The sequence below is a fragment of the Acinetobacter kookii genome (assembly GCF_900096895.1).
Lineage (GTDB): Bacteria > Pseudomonadota > Gammaproteobacteria > Pseudomonadales > Moraxellaceae > Acinetobacter > Acinetobacter kookii.
On record NZ_FMYO01000008.1, the window covers coordinates 107,889 to 126,098 of the forward strand.

General features: G+C 43.0%; 16 protein-coding genes. 8 read left to right on the forward strand and 8 right to left on the reverse strand.

The annotated features are described in order from the left end of the window. Positions 1-8: 8 nt before the first annotated feature. Positions 9-2,372 (reverse strand): Tex family protein, encoded by a 2,364-nt coding sequence (locus tag BLP85_RS11520; protein WP_092820226.1) that lies wholly within the window; start codon positions 2,370-2,372, stop codon positions 9-11. Positions 2,373-2,707: 335 nt separating this feature from the next. On the opposite strand from BLP85_RS11520, the gene ompR reads away from it, so the two are divergent. The 3 genes from ompR to BLP85_RS11535 all read left to right on the forward strand — a co-directional run bounded on the left by ompR (position 2,708) and on the right by BLP85_RS11535 (position 6,917). Then, positions 2,708-3,472, forward strand: coding sequence for an osmolarity response regulator transcription factor OmpR (ompR, locus tag BLP85_RS11525; protein WP_092820227.1), 765 nt, complete (start codon positions 2,708-2,710; stop codon positions 3,470-3,472). Positions 3,473-3,733: 261 nt separating this feature from the next. Next, positions 3,734-5,194, forward strand: a complete 1,461-nt coding sequence (locus tag BLP85_RS11530; protein WP_092820228.1) for an ATP-binding protein — start codon at positions 3,734-3,736, stop codon at positions 5,192-5,194. A 205-nt stretch (positions 5,195-5,399) separates the two neighbouring features. Further along, a complete protein-coding gene (locus BLP85_RS11535; RefSeq protein ID WP_092820229.1) occupies positions 5,400-6,917 on the forward strand; it encodes an acetyl-CoA hydrolase/transferase family protein in 1,518 nt (505 codons plus the stop codon). A gap of 100 nt (positions 6,918-7,017) precedes the next feature. Here BLP85_RS11535 and BLP85_RS11540 read toward each other — a convergent pair whose 3' ends face one another. Then, positions 7,018-7,767, reverse strand: coding sequence for a hypothetical protein (locus BLP85_RS11540; protein WP_092820253.1), 750 nt, complete (start codon positions 7,765-7,767; stop codon positions 7,018-7,020). 181 nt (positions 7,768-7,948) lie between these two features. Here BLP85_RS11540 and BLP85_RS11545 point away from each other — a divergent pair, with 181 nt between their 5' ends. Beyond that, positions 7,949-8,650, forward strand: coding sequence for a DsbA family oxidoreductase (locus BLP85_RS11545; protein WP_092820230.1), 702 nt, complete (start codon positions 7,949-7,951; stop codon positions 8,648-8,650). Between the two features lie 166 nt (positions 8,651-8,816). Here the strand turns inward: BLP85_RS11545 and BLP85_RS11550 are convergent, their stop codons facing one another. Then, positions 8,817-9,017 (reverse strand): dodecin family protein, encoded by a 201-nt coding sequence (locus BLP85_RS11550; protein ID WP_092820231.1) that lies wholly within the window; start codon positions 9,015-9,017, stop codon positions 8,817-8,819. A 241-nt stretch (positions 9,018-9,258) separates the two neighbouring features. Between BLP85_RS11550 and BLP85_RS11555 the strand changes: the two genes are divergently transcribed. Further along, positions 9,259-9,474, forward strand: a complete 216-nt coding sequence (locus tag BLP85_RS11555) for a hypothetical protein (protein WP_165493270.1) — start codon at positions 9,259-9,261, stop codon at positions 9,472-9,474. A gap of 314 nt (positions 9,475-9,788) precedes the next feature. Here BLP85_RS11555 and BLP85_RS14975 read toward each other — a convergent pair whose 3' ends face one another. Then, positions 9,789-10,004 carry a hypothetical protein gene (locus tag BLP85_RS14975; protein WP_165493267.1) on the reverse strand — a complete coding sequence of 72 codons (216 nt, stop codon included), beginning with the start codon at positions 10,002-10,004 and terminating at the stop codon, positions 9,789-9,791. 224 nt (positions 10,005-10,228) lie between these two features. Here BLP85_RS14975 and BLP85_RS11560 point away from each other — a divergent pair, with 224 nt between their 5' ends. The 3 genes from BLP85_RS11560 (at position 10,229) to BLP85_RS11570 (ending at position 13,142) form a co-directional block, all read left to right on the forward strand. Further along, positions 10,229-10,408 carry a hypothetical protein gene (locus BLP85_RS11560; protein WP_092820233.1) on the forward strand — a complete coding sequence of 60 codons (180 nt, stop codon included), beginning with the start codon at positions 10,229-10,231 and terminating at the stop codon, positions 10,406-10,408. Positions 10,409-10,423: 15 nt separating this feature from the next. After that, positions 10,424-11,914 carry a hypothetical protein gene (locus tag BLP85_RS11565; RefSeq protein WP_092820234.1) on the forward strand — a complete coding sequence of 497 codons (1,491 nt, stop codon included), beginning with the start codon at positions 10,424-10,426 and terminating at the stop codon, positions 11,912-11,914. 85 nt (positions 11,915-11,999) lie between these two features. Then, positions 12,000-13,142, forward strand: a complete 1,143-nt coding sequence (locus BLP85_RS11570) for a hypothetical protein (RefSeq protein WP_092820235.1) — start codon at positions 12,000-12,002, stop codon at positions 13,140-13,142. 95 nt (positions 13,143-13,237) lie between these two features. Here BLP85_RS11570 and htpG read toward each other — a convergent pair whose 3' ends face one another. The 4 genes from htpG to BLP85_RS11590 form a co-directional block, all read right to left on the reverse strand. Further along, on the reverse strand, positions 13,238-15,157 hold the full coding sequence (htpG, locus tag BLP85_RS11575; RefSeq protein ID WP_092820236.1) for a molecular chaperone HtpG: 1,920 nt from the start codon (positions 15,155-15,157) through the stop codon (positions 13,238-13,240). A 94-nt stretch (positions 15,158-15,251) separates the two neighbouring features. Then, positions 15,252-15,596, reverse strand: a complete 345-nt coding sequence (locus BLP85_RS11580) for a lysozyme inhibitor LprI family protein (RefSeq protein ID WP_092820237.1) — start codon at positions 15,594-15,596, stop codon at positions 15,252-15,254. A 181-nt stretch (positions 15,597-15,777) separates the two neighbouring features. Further along, entirely contained in the window at positions 15,778-16,380 is a 603-nt protein-coding gene (locus tag BLP85_RS11585; protein WP_092820238.1) for an OmpW/AlkL family protein, read from the reverse strand. Between the two features lie 301 nt (positions 16,381-16,681). After that, positions 16,682-18,094 (reverse strand): Na+/H+ antiporter family protein, encoded by a 1,413-nt coding sequence (locus tag BLP85_RS11590; protein ID WP_092820239.1) that lies wholly within the window; start codon positions 18,092-18,094, stop codon positions 16,682-16,684. Between the last annotated feature and the right edge of the window lie 116 nt (positions 18,095-18,210).

Sequence of the window (18,210 nt, forward strand, 5' to 3'; positions counted from 1 at the left end):
GTCTAAAATTATTTCGAACCTTTAATCCCGGCTTGAAGCAATAACGCACCTAAACCACCAATTTTATTTTCCTGCGGTTTAGCCGCTTGAGGCTTTTTATGACCTTGTGGGCGGTCGCCTTGCGGACGGGCATGCTGTGGACGTTTGGCTTGAGGCTTACGCTCAGCACGTTGTTCATTCTGAGCATTGTCACGGCGTGGCTGACGTGGTGCTTTAGCCGGAGCCTCTGAACCTTCAGGACGCATCGACAAGTTCACACGGTTACGTTCAGCATCGACGGTTAATACACGGACTTGCACGATCTGACCCGGTTTCACAACTTTATGCGGATCGGATACAAACTCGTTCGCCAGTTCAGAAATATGCACCAAACCGTCTTGGTGTACGCCGACATCTACAAATGCACCGAAGTTGGTGACATTGGTGATCACGCCTTCCAGCTGCATGCCTTCAGTCAATTGTGACACTTCAGTGATGTCATCACGGAACTTGGCTGTACGGAATTCCGGACGCGGGTCACGACCCGGTTTTTCCAGTTCGCTTAAAACATCCTGAATGGTTGGTAAACCAAACTGCTCATCGGCAAATTCTTCAGCATTCACCTGGCGAATGATTTCAGAATTACCAATAATGTCTTTTACCGTAGTAGCTTTGGCTGCAACAATTTTTTCCACCAGGCCATAAGACTCAGGGTGAACCGCAGATGCATCCAGTGGCTCAGAACCGTCTTGAATGCGCAAGAAACCTGCTGCCTGTTCAAAGGTACGCTCGCCTAAACGAGGTACATTCTTTAATGCCTGACGGTTGTCAAAACGGCCATTTTCCTTACGGAAGTCAACAATCTGTTGGGCAATTGATTTGTTTAAACCCGCGATATATCCCAAGATTGCAGAAGATGCGGTATTGACATCCACACCCACCGAGTTCACACAGTCTTCCACGACCGCTTCCAGCGTTTTTGCCAAACCGGCCTGGTTCACGTCGTGCTGGTACTGGCCCACACCAATCGATTTAGGATCAATCTTCACCAGTTCCGCCAATGGATCCTGTAAACGGCGGGCAATTGACACTGCGCCACGAATTGAAACATCGAGTTCTGGAAGTTCTTGTGAAGCCAGTTCAGAAGCTGAATAAACCGATGCGCCTGCTTCACTGACTGAAACGCGCGTCAATTTCAGGTCGCTATTGGCCGCCATCATTTCAGCCACAACCGCCTCTGTTTCACGGCTGGCAGTTCCGTTACCAATCGCAATTAAATCAACATTGAATTCACGGCACAGACGCGCAAGTTCGGCAATTGAGCCTTCTTTATCTTCTTTCGGTGCAAACGGATAAATGGTGCTATGTGCAACCACATCGCCTGACTGGTTCACCACCGCCAGCTTCACACCGGTACGGATACCCGGGTCTACACCGAGTGTGGTACGCGCACCCGCAGGAGCAGAAAGCAATAAATGACGCAGGTTTTCAGCAAAGACTTCCATCGCCTCGCTTTCAGCAGCCAAGCGTTTTTCAGTCAATAATGAATGTTCGATTTGTGGACGGACTTTACCCAACCAGAACAGTTTTGCTGTCTGTTTTAAGTAATCCTGACGGCTTTGCGGTTGAATCGTGTCGAGGTTGTATTCGGCTTCAATACGGCTCAGTGGAGCATCGTCTTCACCATCCACTTTTAAGCCCAGGACATTTTCCTGACGGCCGCGTAGCATGGCCAATAAACGGTGTGAAGGCACCTTGTTTAAGTTTTCAGAAAAATCGAAATAATCGCGGAATTTTTTACCGACTTCTTTTTTCTCTTCACTTGCCACCAGGCTTTTTAGCACAGCGGTTTTGGCAAATGTCGCTTTCAGTTCAGTCGTCAGTGCAATATTTTGCGCCCAGTCATCAATCAGGATGTGCTGGATCGCATCCAGCTGGCTTTCCACATCCGGATAATCTTCATGGCTAAAGCCAGCCAGCGCTTCGGTTGGATCAACTTGCTCGTTGAAGATTTTTTCGGCAATTGGCCCCAAACCGGCTTCTTTGGCTTTAAAAGATTTGCTGGTACGTTTAGGACGGTACGGCGCATAAATCTCTTCTAAAGCATTCTTGGTTTCAGCAGCATTTACACGTGCCAACAAATCGTCTGACAATTTATTCTGTTCTTTCAGCGATTCAATTACTTTTTCACGGCGTTCAAATAAGTCACGTAGATACGATAAACGGGTGTCGAGTTGACGTAACTGGGTATCGTCCAAGCCTTGGGTTACTTCTTTACGGTAACGTGCGATAAATGGAACGCTGGCACCCTCATCAATCAGCTTGATGGCAGCTTCTACTTGATTTGGACGTACGGCAATTTCTTTTGCCAACTGCTGAACTAAGTCAGTCATCGTGTTTGATCCCACAAGGATAAGTACTAAATGGCATGATTATAAAGACCAAGCCCATAAAATCCACAACTGTTTTGATTAAATTTATAAGTGGTCAGTATTGCCAATTCACAGTTTTTTTAGAATTTGCCACAAAATTAGGTGATAAGTAGATTTTAACTCTACATATTCAGCAAGATAAGCGATAATTTAGATGTATATATTTGGTATCTATGTCTTGATTTTATCTGCAATATTTGTTGCTTTAGAGCATAGTAAACAGATACAAATGAATCGTATACTCAAGACCATCCGAACTTTTGTTTACGATGACAATAAAGATAAAGGAGCACATCATGAGTTTAGTGGTACCTGCTGATAAAACAGATCCTGTACAAACCGAAACTGATCGCGTCGAACGCATTCTCGTTGTAGACGACGATGTGCGTTTACGTACGCTGTTACAGCGTTTTCTAGAAGATAAAGGCTTCGTGGTCAAAACTGCTCACGATGCAACACAAATGGATCGTTTATTACAGCGCGAACTTTTCTCCCTGATCGTGCTCGATTTTATGCTTCCTGTTGAAGATGGTTTAAGTATTTGCCGACGTTTACGCCAATCGAATATTGATACGCCGATTATCATGCTGACTGCCCGTGGCAGCGACTCTGACCGTATTGCCGGGCTGGAAGCTGGCGCTGATGATTACCTGCCTAAACCGTTTAACCCGAATGAACTGCTGGCGCGTATCCGTGCCGTGTTACGCCGTCAGGTACGTGAAGTTCCGGGTGCACCGAGCCAGCAAATGGAAGTGGTCAGCTTTGGTCCATGGTCACTGGATCTGTCTACCCGCACCCTGACCCGTGAAGGCCAGGTGGTGACGCTGACCACAGGTGAATTTGCGGTACTGAAAGCCCTGGTGCAGCATCCACGCGAACCCTTAACCCGTGACAAGTTAATGAATTTGGCGCGCGGTCGTGAATGGGGTGCGATGGAACGTTCGATTGATGTTCAGGTGTCGCGTTTACGTCGTCTGGTGGAAGAAAACCCTGCCCGTGCGCGTTATATTCAAACCGTTTGGGGCGTAGGCTATGTTTTTGTTCCAGATGGTGCGGAATAAAAATGCTCAACGCGGATAATTTTTCGCGATATTAATTGTCCCTAAAAGCTATTCGCTGCTGTTCGAAGCATCCTTCAACAGAATTTATAGATGAATGATGGCGAGCTCAGCGGATGGCAAAAGTTTTCTTGCGTAACAGTGTTACTCATTTTTAAAAAAAGTAACTTAAGCAAATCCTTCAATTGAATGTCAAAGCAGTAAGACTCAGCCAAGAACATCACTGCCGATTTTCAAAAATAAAAATGTCCACAGGAATCCGGTGTGAAACTCGACCCCATCGACCCACAAAAATTTACTGATTACGAAGCTTATTCGGAAAAGAAGCGCACCCGCTCGGAACGCTTTCTGGATAAGATCAAGCCGCGTTCTGCTGCAATGCGTACCACTGTGCTCGTGTTATTCGTGGTATTTTTCAGTTTATTTATGTCGTTGTGGTTCTTCTGGCGTACGCTTTACCTTCCTGAAATTCAGCAGCATGCCCGCTATTTAGGGGTCGAACTGGAAATTCTGAATAATCCTGACTTACGTATTTTTCATAATAATGCCGAAGTAGATGCCGATTTATGGCTCAAAAATCGGGTGGGCATTGAATATATTACCAATCCGGCCGAATATCCTCGGGTTAAGGACAAGGTGATTGCCGAGTTTTTTACCAATCAAATAGAAAAAAAGCTGGCAAAAGAACTGAAAGTTGAAAATGTAACGGTCTATTTCCAGTTTAAACCCAGTCCCCGCATCTGGATTCAAACTCCGGAAATGAACGGACATTGGGTCCGTGAACCCTTAAAAACCTATGCCAACTATAGTCCCGAACTGATCTATGGCTGGTTATTGGGTGTGCCACTGATTGCCGCTGCCATCATTTTAACGCTGGTTCGCCAGTTAAACCGCCCGCTTCGCCGTTTGCAGGATGCAGCTAACAGCTATAGTAAAACCGGCTCTGCACCCTATCTGGAAACCAATCATGGACCGCAAGAGATTCGTGAAGTCAATCAGGCCTTCAATCAGATGATTTATACGCTGGACCAGACTGAACGCGACCGCCGCATTATGTTGGCAGGTATTTCCCATGACTTGCGTACTCCCCTAACCCGCATCCGCTTAAGTGCAGAAATGATGCCTGATGATGACTTTCTGAAAGAAGGCTTCATTTATGATGTCGAAGATATGGATGCCATCCTGAACCAGTTCATCTCCTATATGCGCGATGGCTCTGATGAAGAACCTCAGGACACCGATATCAATATGCTGCTACAGGAACTGGTCATTCAGTTCAAGCCGCTGGATATACGTTTTGAAGCTCAGGAAGTTCCAATTATTCAGGCACGTAGCCAGTCTTTAAAACGCCTGATTGGCAATCTGATTAACAACGCCAAACGCTATGGTGCCGAACCGATCGAATTATCCGCCCAAGTGGAAAACAATCACCTGCTGATTCGTGTTGCCGACCATGGCGAAGGCATTCCTGAAGACCAGATTGAAGATTTGATGCAACCTTTTGTGCGCGGCAATGAAGCCCGCACCATACAAGGAAGCGGTTTAGGTTTGGCTATTGTGAAACGTATTGTTGATCTTCATCAAGGGCAACTCAGCATCCATAATCGCCCCGAGGGTGGTTTAGAAGCGCTGATTTCTTTACCTTTACTGCATGATGAAGTTGAGGAAAATATACCGCAAGGGGCTTTAGAAAAAATTAAGCAAACGATTACTGGACACTTTTAAGCACTGGTTAATTATTCAACAAACGGTTTTGTTTAATGATTAACCCCCTGGTTTTTACATTATTAAAATCAATAGATTAAAAACCATAAAAAATCGTTATACCCACATTTTCTCAAAAAATTAGACCTTAGCCTAACAGGCATGCACAATTTGTTTTTTGGACGGTACAATCCGTCTAGTTTTGAACAAGAATTGAGCGTAAACCATGTCTTTAGATCGTATTCGTTTAGCGTCACTTCATGACAAAGTCATGAGCGCAGAACAAGCTGCTACTTTTATCCAAGATGGTATGACTGTAGGTATGAGTGGATTTACTCGTGCAGGTGAAGCAAAAGCTGTTCCTCTGGCACTGGTAAAACAGGCTCAAACCAACCCTTTAAAAATTACTTTAATTACAGGCGCAAGTCTGGGTAACGATTTAGACAAACAGTTGACTGAAGCTGGTGTACTCGCTCGTCGTTTACCATTCCAAGTAGATAACACGTTACGTAAAGCCATTAACAAAGGCGAAGTAATGTTCATCGATCAGCATTTGTCTGAAACTGTTGAACAAATGCGTAACCAACAACTTAAGAAGCCAGATGTGGCTGTTATTGAAGCTGTTGCCATTACTGAAGATGGCGGCATCATTCCAACCACGTCTGTAGGTAACTCTGCTAGCTTTGCAATTTTTGCTGAAAAAGTGATTGTAGAAATCAACACCAACTTAAGCCCTGCTTTTGAAGGTTTACATGACATCTACATTCCAACGTATCGTCCGACCCGTCAGCCAATTCCTTTGACCAAGGTGGATGAACGTATTGGTACTCAAGCGATCAATATCGATCCATCAAAAATCGTTGGTATTGTATTCAACAGCGAATTGCATGATTCTCCATCTACCGTGACTGCACCGGATGATGAAACTCAAGGTATTGCGAACCACTTGATCGCATTCTTTGAAAAAGAAGTGGCTGAAGGCCGTCTTCCATCTAACCTTGGCCCATTACAGGCAGGTATCGGTTCGATTGCCAACGCTGTATTGACCGGTTTGAAAGATTCAAACTTCGAAGACTTGATCATGTACTCTGAAGTACTTCAAGACTGTACTTTCGAATTGATTGACGCTGGCAAAATGAAATTTGCTTCAGGTTCTTCAATTACCCTTTCTGCTAAATATGGCGAAAAGGTATTTAACAACCTTGAACAATACAAAGACAAACTTGTATTACGTCCGCAAGAAATTTCCAACCACCCTGAATTAGTTCGTCGTCTCGGCATCATCGGTATCAACACTGCATTAGAGTTCGATATTTACGGTAACGTAAACTCAACTCACGTATGCGGTACCAAAATGATGAACGGTATTGGCGGTTCAGGTGACTTCGCACGTAATGCCCACTTGGCAATTTTCGTGACCAAGTCGATTGCTAAAGGTGGCGACATTTCTTCTGTTGTTCCATTTGCCTCTCACGTTGACCATGCTGAACACGACGTAGACATTCTGGTGACTGAACAGGGTCTTGCTGACTTACGTGGTCTGGCACCTCGTGAACGTGCTCGTGCGATTATCGACAACTGTGCACACCCAATGTACCGTGATGCCCTGAACGATTACTTTGCTCGTGCATGTGAAAAAGGCGGTCAAACTCCACACATCTTGCGTGAAGCATTGTCTTGGCACAGCAACTTTGAAGAGACTGGCCATATGCTGACTGCTCAGGCTGAAGCCAAAAGCGCTTAATCGCCCTACAGCTGCATGATATTAAAAAAGCGTACTTCGGTACGCTTTTTTATTTTAAACTGCTGCTTTATCTGATCTCCGCCCCACCAAAACTCAAAATCTACAAACGCTGCTCTACAGCTTGACGATGGTGCTTTTTAATTTTTTCCATTTCCGCATTTAACTGCAACACCTGCTTATACAGGTCATTAAACTGCTTGATCGGCTGATCCTGATAAAACATAAAGGTCTTGTTCTTTTTCTCCCATTGATTGTTTTTAAGAATCTGGAATAAAGCATCTGCCTTATCTAAAACCTGTAGCTCCAAGGCAAATAGCGCATGGGTTTGGTCACTATCCCGGCTTTCACGCAAGCTATCGGTTAACTGATGCCGGAGATGCGATTTAATGGATAACTGTTTAGCCCGCGCCAAGGTATTTTCTTCACGCTGCAAGGTTTGTTGCTGATAGCGCTTCGCGAGTAGATGCGCTTGCTGCAACATCTGCTCGGTTTCGGCATATTTCTGCTTGCGGTCTTGGTCTAAACGGTCGATATTTAAAAACTGATCCCAGTGAATCGCTTTCAGCTCACGTAAATACTGATTCCTTGCTTCGGCATTCTGAATCATTTCACTCAATACAAAATCTGCCATCACTTTATAATCGCCCTGTAAACGATTATCCGAGACATTGATCTCGATTGGCTTAGACCAGTCTTGGGCCTGCTGATAAATCAGTTCAGCTTTTTCATACAATACCGTTTGGTAGCTATGCAGTTGGCTAAGCTCCTTTTGCTGGACCGAATATTGATAAAACATCCAGCCAAATACACTGCATGTTGCCAATGCCAAGATGAGAAAAATTCTGGGCATACCAGACTCCGCCATACCGCCTTTTTTCACATCATAACTTGATTCAGCCTTAAATCGTTCATTTATCAAACAATAACTACATAAAACTGGCGACCTTCGCCCGGTTTTTATTCAGCATGGGTGCTTTAAATTTTAATCTCTATCCCCATCAATAGAAGCAAGAAAAGATAAGAGAACTCTCATGCGCGTAGATATTTGGTCAGATGTGGTTTGCCCATTTTGTTATATTGGTAAAAAACGTCTGGAAGCTGCTGCTGAACAGGCAGGTTTGGAACTTGAAGTCCATTGGCACAGCTATGAACTTGACCCGGAAGCGCCTGTTCGTCAGGAAGTATCCAACTCTGAGCGTCTGGCGCAAAAATACGGCCGTACCCTGGCTGAAGTTGAAGAAATGCAGCGCAATATTGCCGCAATGGCTGCAGAAGAAGGCATTCAATTCAATTGGGAAAATGCCAACTCAGGCAACACCTTTAATGCTCACCGTATTATTCATTTGGCACAAAGCAAAGGCTTGGGTTCCGAGGCCAAAGAAGCCTTTTTCTATAGCTATATGACCCAAGGCTTAGCTATTGGTGAACGCGAGACCCTGGAAGATGTCGCAGCCCGCATAGGCTTAAATCCGGTTGAAGTAGACGATGTGCTCAATTCAGAAGAATTTGCAGATTTTGTTAAATTTGATGAAGAAGTGGCACGTGACCAGTTGAAAGTGACCGGGGTACCCTTCTTTGTGTTTGATCAACGGATCGCCCTCGCGGGTGCACAGCCACGTGAAGTATTTTTACAGGTCATGGAAAAAGCGCTTGAAGCACCTCAACAGGCCAACCCACCCGCTGAAGACACGGCCATCTGTAAAGAAGACAGCTGTGATGTTCCGGAAAAATAAGCTGAAGTCTTAAGTACAACAAATCAATAAAAATCCCCAAAGTTTGGGGATTTTTTTATTTTAAGATTCATTAGACTTTTTTCATAAATTCCCTTTATTTCTCCCTGTGGGAGAAAAATAAACAGGGTGTAAACAATTATGAAAGAAGTCTATTTATCTATTCAATTTAATCCACCAAGAAGCTGATTTTTAAATTCACCCGATATTCTGTAATTTTGTTGTCCTTAATCACCACTTTTTGTTCATTAATCCATGCACCCTGTACATTTTTAACTGTTTCGGTGACTTTCTCTATGCCACTTTGAATAGCATCTTCAAAACTTTTATTACTGCTTGAATTTACTTCAACCACTTTTGCGATAGCCATTGTTTTCACCTCGGGTTTTATTATTTTGAGTTCAGATCATAGGATATTTTCCAGACAAAAAAGTGAGTTTTAACATTACGGCGCAAAAACTTACAGCTGGGTCACAATACCCATACTTGCTTTAAGGTTCTTACAAAAGACAACTTATCTATACAAGGCTTGGACACAATTAAAGGCGCAATTCGCTAGGCTAATATGCGGAATATCCCCGTTCCTAATCATGAAACTTTTAGAGGTAAATATGAATACTGATATACAAGATCCTATGGTTGATACCAGCCATGACCAAAACACATCTACAAAATCTCCTTTTTCACCCACCCTCAAAGGGGTGCTGATTGGCGCAGTGGCGGGTAGTGTGTTGCCGGTTTTCGGTACGTTTAGTGGTGCCATTATTGGAGGAGTCGCCGGAAAGGTTTACGAAAAAAAATACCAGAATAAATGCCATGCAAGATAATTTTTTTATATTTTCAAGGCAGTTAAGACAGACTGTTCATCGACAGTCTGTCTTAGAGCAAAAACTCTAAATAAATGATTTATATAATAATTTAAACTCACCATTCATCTTTTTCCACTCTCCCCTCCTTACTTTGTTCAATCACTTCTTGATATCATTCACATGAAATTTATTTTTTATTTCTCTCCTTGCCTGCTTCATTTTTGAATGAACCAGACATCCTTTCACTAAAGGAAAATGATGATGAACGTGATTAAATCTCTCCTGGCTGTTGCTGTTGTGGCTTGCTCTGCCCATGTTTCTGCTCAATTTGTTTACACTCCCGATTTTCCTGTTAAAAAAGCAGCTAAAATCTTGAATGCTGAACAAAAAGCGCCAGCTGCTGAAGCTGCATCTAAAACAGCTGCCTGACCGGCCCTAAAAGTCCATAAAAAAACCAGAAGCGATTCGTTTCTGGTTTTTTTATGAGTATAAATTCGCAGTTTATTTTTCAGCTTCTGCTCAGGCAGAACATCGTTTTGCTCTGTCATTTCATCCTTTTCTTTTTCGAAACAATAGAACAGCTAAAACCGGATCACAGAATTCTCCCCTCCCTTCTGCCAAAAAAATTGCTTATTTTTTATTTAAAATTTACATTTTTTGCAAATTATGTCTATAAATGCTCAAAAACTGACATTTTTTTTCATGTTTTTTTTTACTAAATACATATAATCAAAGGAATTAAATAAATAATTCACTTTATAAACGTGTGCATATGCAAGAACTTCAAGCGCTGATTCAAGGCAAGATTCCTCCGCAAACGATCAAAATCGATAAATTGATCATGCTTGCCGAGCATTACTCTCAGCCCACGTCGGCAGAATATAAGTTACTTGAACTCGCGATTAATATCGTATTGGCAAGTTATTTAGAAAAAGCTCAAAAGCATCTCTAGAAGTGAGGTCTGCACATGAATGTCCTAGAAAAAGCCAAGCTGATTCAAGAGTTAAATCAACTCATCGAGGGGTTGGAACAACGTTCCCTGTCTTTCTTTGAAATTGCCCGCTCAAAAGCACGGATAAAAGACATTTTTGCTTTATGTGATGAACCGATTTTTAAAAAACAGGTTTTACAATTTAAATCTCACATCCAACCTGAAAAAGCAGCCACAGATTTCGCCGCTAAGACCTTGTTTCAGCTCTCTTTTCGCGGCGTATTTCAGCAAGACAAAGCGCTAGAGCAGGCCCTTTATCAATATCCGGATTATGGTTGGGCTATTTTGTATGATCCCCAACTCGGCTGGCAAATCTGGTTAATCCCCGCAGCAAATCGTACGGCCCTGATCAGTGAATGGGATAATCTGGAGAATGCCTATCACTGGATGTTGCAGCAACAGCAAGACTATGGCTGCCTAAAAACAGACTACGAACTCAAACAGATTGATAATTTGATTGTACCCAAGCTAACAAATGTTTTAACCGAGACCGAAATCACACTAAACACCTCTGCGGATGAGCTTCAAAACATGGCTCAAAATGAACCATCCAATTCAATGGATGTATCCACGGCTGGGGTGTATTCCGCTCAAGAACCAATAGCCACTGATGCATCTGCACAGCAAAACCAGCAGCCAATCTGGACCCAAAAAAAATCTTCTATCGTCACAGAACCCGAGCTGCCGATTGTTGCCTCGCCGCCTGCCGAGACCGATGCAGAGAATACTGCGCTTCTGTCATCTATCACCAAAGATGTTCCAGAAACCCTGCAACTCAATCAATATGTCGCCTCTATTCATGCGCTGCCTAGCGAAGAAGCCTCGTTACAACAGCTATATCGTTTAGAAATTCCCAGCCTGCCGGAACTTGCCCCATATCTAGATATACTGGTGCATGCTGCAAATCTGGAAAACTGGCAGCATCACCCGGTTTACCTGGCAGAGCAGATCAATCAGCACGGTGGTTTTGTTCGATATGTGGCATTACTGGGGGCAGAAAATCAAACCCAGGCCATGCGGTTAATGCAATTATTGAATGCGCCTTACCAACACGCCATGGCTGCAATCAGGCAGATGAGCTGGATAGACTTGGCCGATCGTTTGAGCTCTCTTGAATCCCTGTTTGATGCCTATACACATAAAGCCATTCGCATCTGGAATGATGAAAACTATATGTCCTTTATTCCTGCACAACTGATTCAAACCCAAAAAATTATTCAATTTGATGAAAGTGTCGCCAATATTCAAACACCGCTACTTTTACTGAAAGAACGGCAGAAGATACGGATTATTCATGGGCAAAAACGTTTAGCCCTCTCACCGACCGAATCGGCTTATCCTTATTTTTTATTGGAACGTCATCACGGTATTAGCTGGCAAATGATTCAGATGATTATTGCCCAATTCAGGTCTCCGATTAATTGCCGGGAATTATATAAAGAGATTCAAAAACATATTTCAGATTAAGTTTTTATTTTTTGTAGCAAAAGCTTGCTTTTTGGTCCTGATTTTTACCAGACTACTGATTATCAAATAATATAAGAGCAAGGATATGCGGAAAAAACAATTATCTCTATTTAAACCCCTCTTATGTGTGTTGATCTCTGGACTCATGTCTACTGTCAGCTGGTCTAACGCAGCTGAAACTGGTGCGAATCAACAAAAGCGTATTGCAACAGAAACAGAAACAGAAACAGAAACAGAAACAGATTCTAATTTGCTCTATAAAATTCCAAGCTGGATTGATGCGATGCCGACAGTTTTACCGGAACAGTCGGATGAAGTCATTGTCCCTCCCGTTCAGGCCACTGAAAAACAAAGCTGGCTAGACCGTAAGCAACATGAAATCCGCAACTGGACAGACCGTACCTCCCATAAAATAGATAACTGGTTTGGGCAACCCGATCCCAATGATCCGGCTTCAGCAACCCTACGCCTGATTATCGATAACAGCTGGAATAAACATGATGGTTATGAAGTTAGCCCGCGTCTGCGCGGAAAAATTAAACTTCCAACCCTAGAACGTAAAATCAGTTTGGTCTTCGGTGATGACTCTTTAGATAACGAACTGAACAATAATGTCGCCATTACCGATGAAAATCCGGATAGCACGAGCAGTAAAGCGTTAGACCGTGAACGGACCCGAGAAAGTAACAGTTCCCTAGCCCTGCGTTGGTCTGATTTTTCCAAGCGTCTGCCTTTTGAAACCGACCTGGATTTAGGGGTTCGATCAGGGGATGATATTTATTTACGGCTTAAGGCATCCAGAGACTGGCAACTGGAAAATGATTTCAGATTTTATGCCGAACAAATTTACCGCTATGGCATAGATAGTGAAAACTACCTGAGGACCAATCTGGAACTGACCCATGCACGGCCGAATCAGCCATTTTTATCCAATCAGCTCAGCCTGACCTATGCAGACCAGCAAGATGACGATGTCACCTGGGATAATTACCTGTTTAGACAACACCAGTTTTTCCAGAATAACCGTTTTGCCTATGGCTTATATACGGGCGGTTTCTATAATAATAATGACCTGCGCCTGAACAGTTGGGGGCCTTATATTTCATGGCGACAACCTTTCGTGCGCGAATGGTTTTTTCTACAGGGCGATTTAAACTATCTCAATGACCATCGTGAAGATCGCAGCCATTTCCTGGGGGTATCCGTGCGTATGGAAGCATTGTTCTAAGCTGGGCAATATAAAAATTTGAGCCGCATATACACGTAGTTTTCCGCAATAAAAAAACCTCCCGAGGGAGGTTTTTTGCTTAACGAGAAAAGCGCTTATTTCAGCAATAAACTGTTAATGCGTTTTACATATGCCGCAGGATCATCCGGCAAACCGCCTTCGGCAATTACGGCTTGGTCAAAAATCACATTCGCCAGGTCATCAAACTGGTTCGATCCTTCCAGCTTTTTCACCAAAGGATGTTCAGGGTTAATTTCCAGAATCGGTTTACTTTCTGGAACCGCCTGACCTGCCTGTTTCAGCATGCGAATCAATTGCGGAGATAGCTCACCCTCGCCGGTCACCAAACACGCAGGTGAATCCACCAGACGGGTCGTCACACGAACTTGCTGGGTTTTGGCTTTGAGAGAATCCGAAAGCTTGTCCACGACAGGCTTAAACTGTTCAGCTGCTGCTTCCAGTGCTTTCTTCTCTTCAGCGTCCTGCAAGTCGCCCAAGTCGACTGCACCCTTAGATACGTTCTGCATTGGCGTTCCATCGAATTCATGAATGAACTCCATCGCCCACTCATCCACACGATCCGCCATTAACAGCACTTCAATGCCTTTTTTCTTGAACAGCTCCAGTTGTGGCGAATTCTTCGCAGCACTGAGGCTTTCCGCAGTCACGTAATAAATGGCCTTTTGCCCGTCTTTCATACGTGCCTTGTAATCTGCCAATGAGGTTGAAACTTCATCATTGGTCGAGGTAGAGAAACGCAATAATTTTAAGATACGTTCACGATTACCAAAGTCTTCACCCAAACCTTCCTTAATCACCGAACCGAATTCAGCATAGAAAGTTTTGAATTTCTCCTGGTCTTTTTCATCTTCAGATTTTGCCAGAGCATCCAGCATGGTTAACACACGGCGGGCGTTACCTTCGCGAATGGTTTTCACGTCACGGCTTTCTTGTAGCAATTCACGGCTCACGTTTAACGGCAAGTCGGCACTGTCTACCACCCCCTGCACAAAACGCAAATAGTTTGGAATCAGGTTATCCGCTTCATCCATAATAAATACGCGTTTGACATACAGTTTAATGCCGGCTTTGGCTTCACGGGTAAACAGGTTGCTGGCAGCCTTGCTTGGAATATAAAGCAATTGGGTGTATTCAGTGCTGCCTTCTACACGGTTATGGGTCCAGGCCAAAGGCGCATCAAAATCATGGCTGACATTCTTGTAAAACTCGGTATATTGCTCGTCAGTGATCTCGTTTTTATTGCGGGTCCAAAGTGCGCTGGCCGAGTTAATGGCTTCCCATTCATCCGTTTTCACCATCTGACCTGGCTTCGCTTCTTCACCCTCAGCCGCTTCTTCTTGCTGCCAGATTTCTTTTTGCATTTCAATCGGCAGGCTAATATGGTCCGAATATTTATTGATGATTTGCTTAACTTTATAAGATTCTAAATACTCAAGGGCATTGTCACGCAAATGCAGAATAATGTCTGTTCCACGTGAAGCCTTGTTGATTTGTTCAACTTCGAAATCACCTGTTCCGCTACTGATCCAGCGGACCCCATCAGCCACATCGGCAGCTGCATGACGCGATTCCACGGTAATCTTTTCAGCTACAATAAAGCCGGAATAGAAACCGACACCAAACTGGCCAATTAATTGCGCATCGGCTTTTTGATCGCCCGACAATTTGGACATAAAATCTTTGGTGCCCGATTTGGCAATAGTACCCAGGTTATCAATCGCTTCTTGTTGAGTCAGACCAATACCGTTGTCAGAAATGGTGATGGTTTTATTGTCTTTATCCAGGCTGACACGTACATGCAGATCAGGGTCATTTTCATAATATTCAGGATGGTTAATTCCTTCAAAACGCAGCTTGTCGCAGGCATCCGAAGCGTTCGAGATCAGTTCTCGCAGAAAAATTTCAGGGTTTGAATAGAGAGAATGCGTCACTAGATGTAACAGCTGCGCTACTTCAGCCTGGAAACTATGTTTTTGTGCGCCTTGTTCGCTCATAAATCACTCCTTAAATTCATTACACGGTTTTTATTGGATGCTTTAATGAATGGAGTAAGTTCAAGATTTTTCAATAGGGTCAAATAAATTTTTCTTAGAAAGGCCCGTGTTGATACACACGCTCCATATACAGATTCAGCTTTTGCTGGCGCATTTTATACACTTCGATTAAACAGCGGCTCGAATTGCCGCATTGGTCACGCAACTGTAACCATTTGACCTGCTCATCCTGAATCACACCGCGCGTTCCCATCGGCACCAAACGTTTAAGAATATTGTAGGTGGTGGCCATTTTGACATCCGCATCATTAATGGCACGGTGCTCGCAAATCGCATGTTCAGTTGCAGTTTGTGCTTTGTCACAATTAAAGCTGGCTGCATACACCGAGCCACTCAAAAGACTAAAAAAGACCACTTGGCATATAATGAATAATTTCATGATTCTTCCTGCTTTTTTAGCTTATTGTAGAGTATCAACTTAAATACATTTTTAATGATGAAACAGGATAAAAATGCTCAATTTATGTGATTTATTGTGACTGAACAAATAAATAAATAAAGATCCCCATCAGAGACAGGGATCTTTGCGCTGATTTGTTATTTTTATTTTAATTTTAGTTTTAGAATTTGTAGCTATAGCCAAGGGTATAAACCCAAGGATTTACTTCCAGGTCACCAATAGCATTGCCATTTAATTCAAGCTCAGATTTTACATCCGCATAACGTACATCAGCAAAAACACCCCAGTTTTTAGCATCAGCTGGTTGGAAGTTGAAACCTACTTGACCTGCTACGCCATAGCCGACATCAGCATTTAATTTTGCCCCATCAATCACAATTTCCTCATCCCAAGGAATAACTACAGTTGCACCAACACCTACATAAGGAGTGAAACCAGTTGAGTTTTTGAAATTGTATTTTGCTGTAATTGTTGGTGGTAAGTGCTTAAATGAAGCAATTTTTGTACCGTTTGATGTTACATCGTGCTCAAAAGGAGTTGCCAACAATAATTCAGCCGAAAAATTATCATTAAAGAAATATTCTACCGATGGAGTAAAACCGTATTCTTGGGAAGCTTCTACATTTGTAAATGCACCGTTTGCCAATACATTCTGGTCTTCTGTTGGAGCTAAAGAGCTCGCACCCACTTTAACCTGCCACTGACCTGCCATCGCAGAAGCGGACATCCCCAATAATGCAATAAGAGCAACTTGTTTTAACATTTTTAAACCCCTACGGAAGATTATTAACAGTAATTTTCAAACATTAATTAATAATAAACATGCCTATTATTAATATGCAATAGGCATTAATTATTTAAAATTTTATTTATTTTTAAGTAATTGAAAAAATTAATTATTTATTTTAATCAGACCAACCTGGTCGGTTTTAAATACCAACCAAGTTAATCAGATTAATGATTATATTCCAAGTATATTGCTTGGTTTTATTATATTAATTATTTAATAATATTTATTTTAAATACATGTTTTAAAATAAGCAATAAAATGAATTAAAAATTCATTAAAGTACCATTGCAGCAATCCAGCCAAATACCAATAATGGAATATTAAAATGGATAAATGTTGGAACGACCGTATCCCAAATATGATCATGCTGGCCATCTACCCCCAGACCGGCAGTTGGACCTAAAGTTGAGTCTGAGGCTGGAGAACCGGCATCCCCCAGCGCTGCTGCGGTACCAATCAAGGCTACAGTAGCCAATGGCGAGAAGCCGAACTGTACGCAAAGTGGTACGTAAATTACTGCCAATACCGGTACACTGGAGAATGACGATCCAATCCCAATGGTCACAAATAAGCCAATAAATAGCATTAAGAATGCAGCCAGGGCTTTATTGTTACCAATCAGATGTACTACTCCGTTGACCAGACTATTGATGTCACCGGTATGCGTCATCACGGATGCGAAACCAGCTGCAGAAATCATAATGAAGCCAACCAATGCCATCATACGCATGCCTTGAACGAAGACATCATCTGCCTCTTGCCATTTGAAAATACCCGCAGCAGACAGCACCGCAAAACCAACCAGTCCACCTAAAATCATCGAACCTGAATACAGCTGGGCAACCAAGGTCAAAGCAATTGCAAGCAGTGCCATCAAGATGGTTTTCTTGGCAATGACTGGTGCTTGTTCAGCTTCGTGTTTCAGCTCTTCGGCATCGGCTTGCAGACTCACTTCACCCGCACGAATCGGTTTGTCCAGATCGATGGCGGTGACACGCGCAACCGTACGATCGATATAATGACGGGGTTTACGATAGCTGATAAATACCGCAGTCAAAGTACCAATTAGCATACCAAGCACTGGAATCGCCATGCCCATCGGCATCATCCAGCGATCCACATGCAAGTCATACGCTGCACCAATTTTATTGATGTTACCCATCAAAATTTGTTCCAGAAAAATGGAACCAAAACCGACTGGCAGGAAAATATAGGTTCCGACTAAACCCATGGTCAGCACACATGCAGCAGCACGACGGTCCAAATTCATGTGATTCATCACTTTAAGTAAAGGAGGAACCAATACCGGAATAAAGGCAATATGCACAGGAATCAGGTTTTGAGAAAAAATGGCTGCAATCAGTAAAATACTCAACAGTAAATATTTTACTTTTCTGGTTTTTTGATGTGTGGCTTCCGCACCCAGCAAACCAATTAATTTATGCGCCAAAAGATCAGGCAAGCCTGATTTTGACAGGGCTAAAGCAAAGGCACCCAATACTGCATAAGCCAGGGCAACTTCTGCCCCATCACCCAGACCGGCATTAAATGCGGTTACAGTATCCGACAAACTTAGTCCTGCAACCAGGCCACCAATAATCGCTGAAATGACCAAAGTCAAGACAACAGAAACTCGTGCCAGTGAGAGTATAAACATCACGGCAATCGCAATTACTACTGCATTCATGAAAATTTTAAGGAAGATAAAAAGCCGTTATTTTAACAGATTCACTCCTTTGAAACTGTAAATAAATCGGCCGAGCCATAAAACAATAACTTACTGATTTTAATTAAATTTCATAC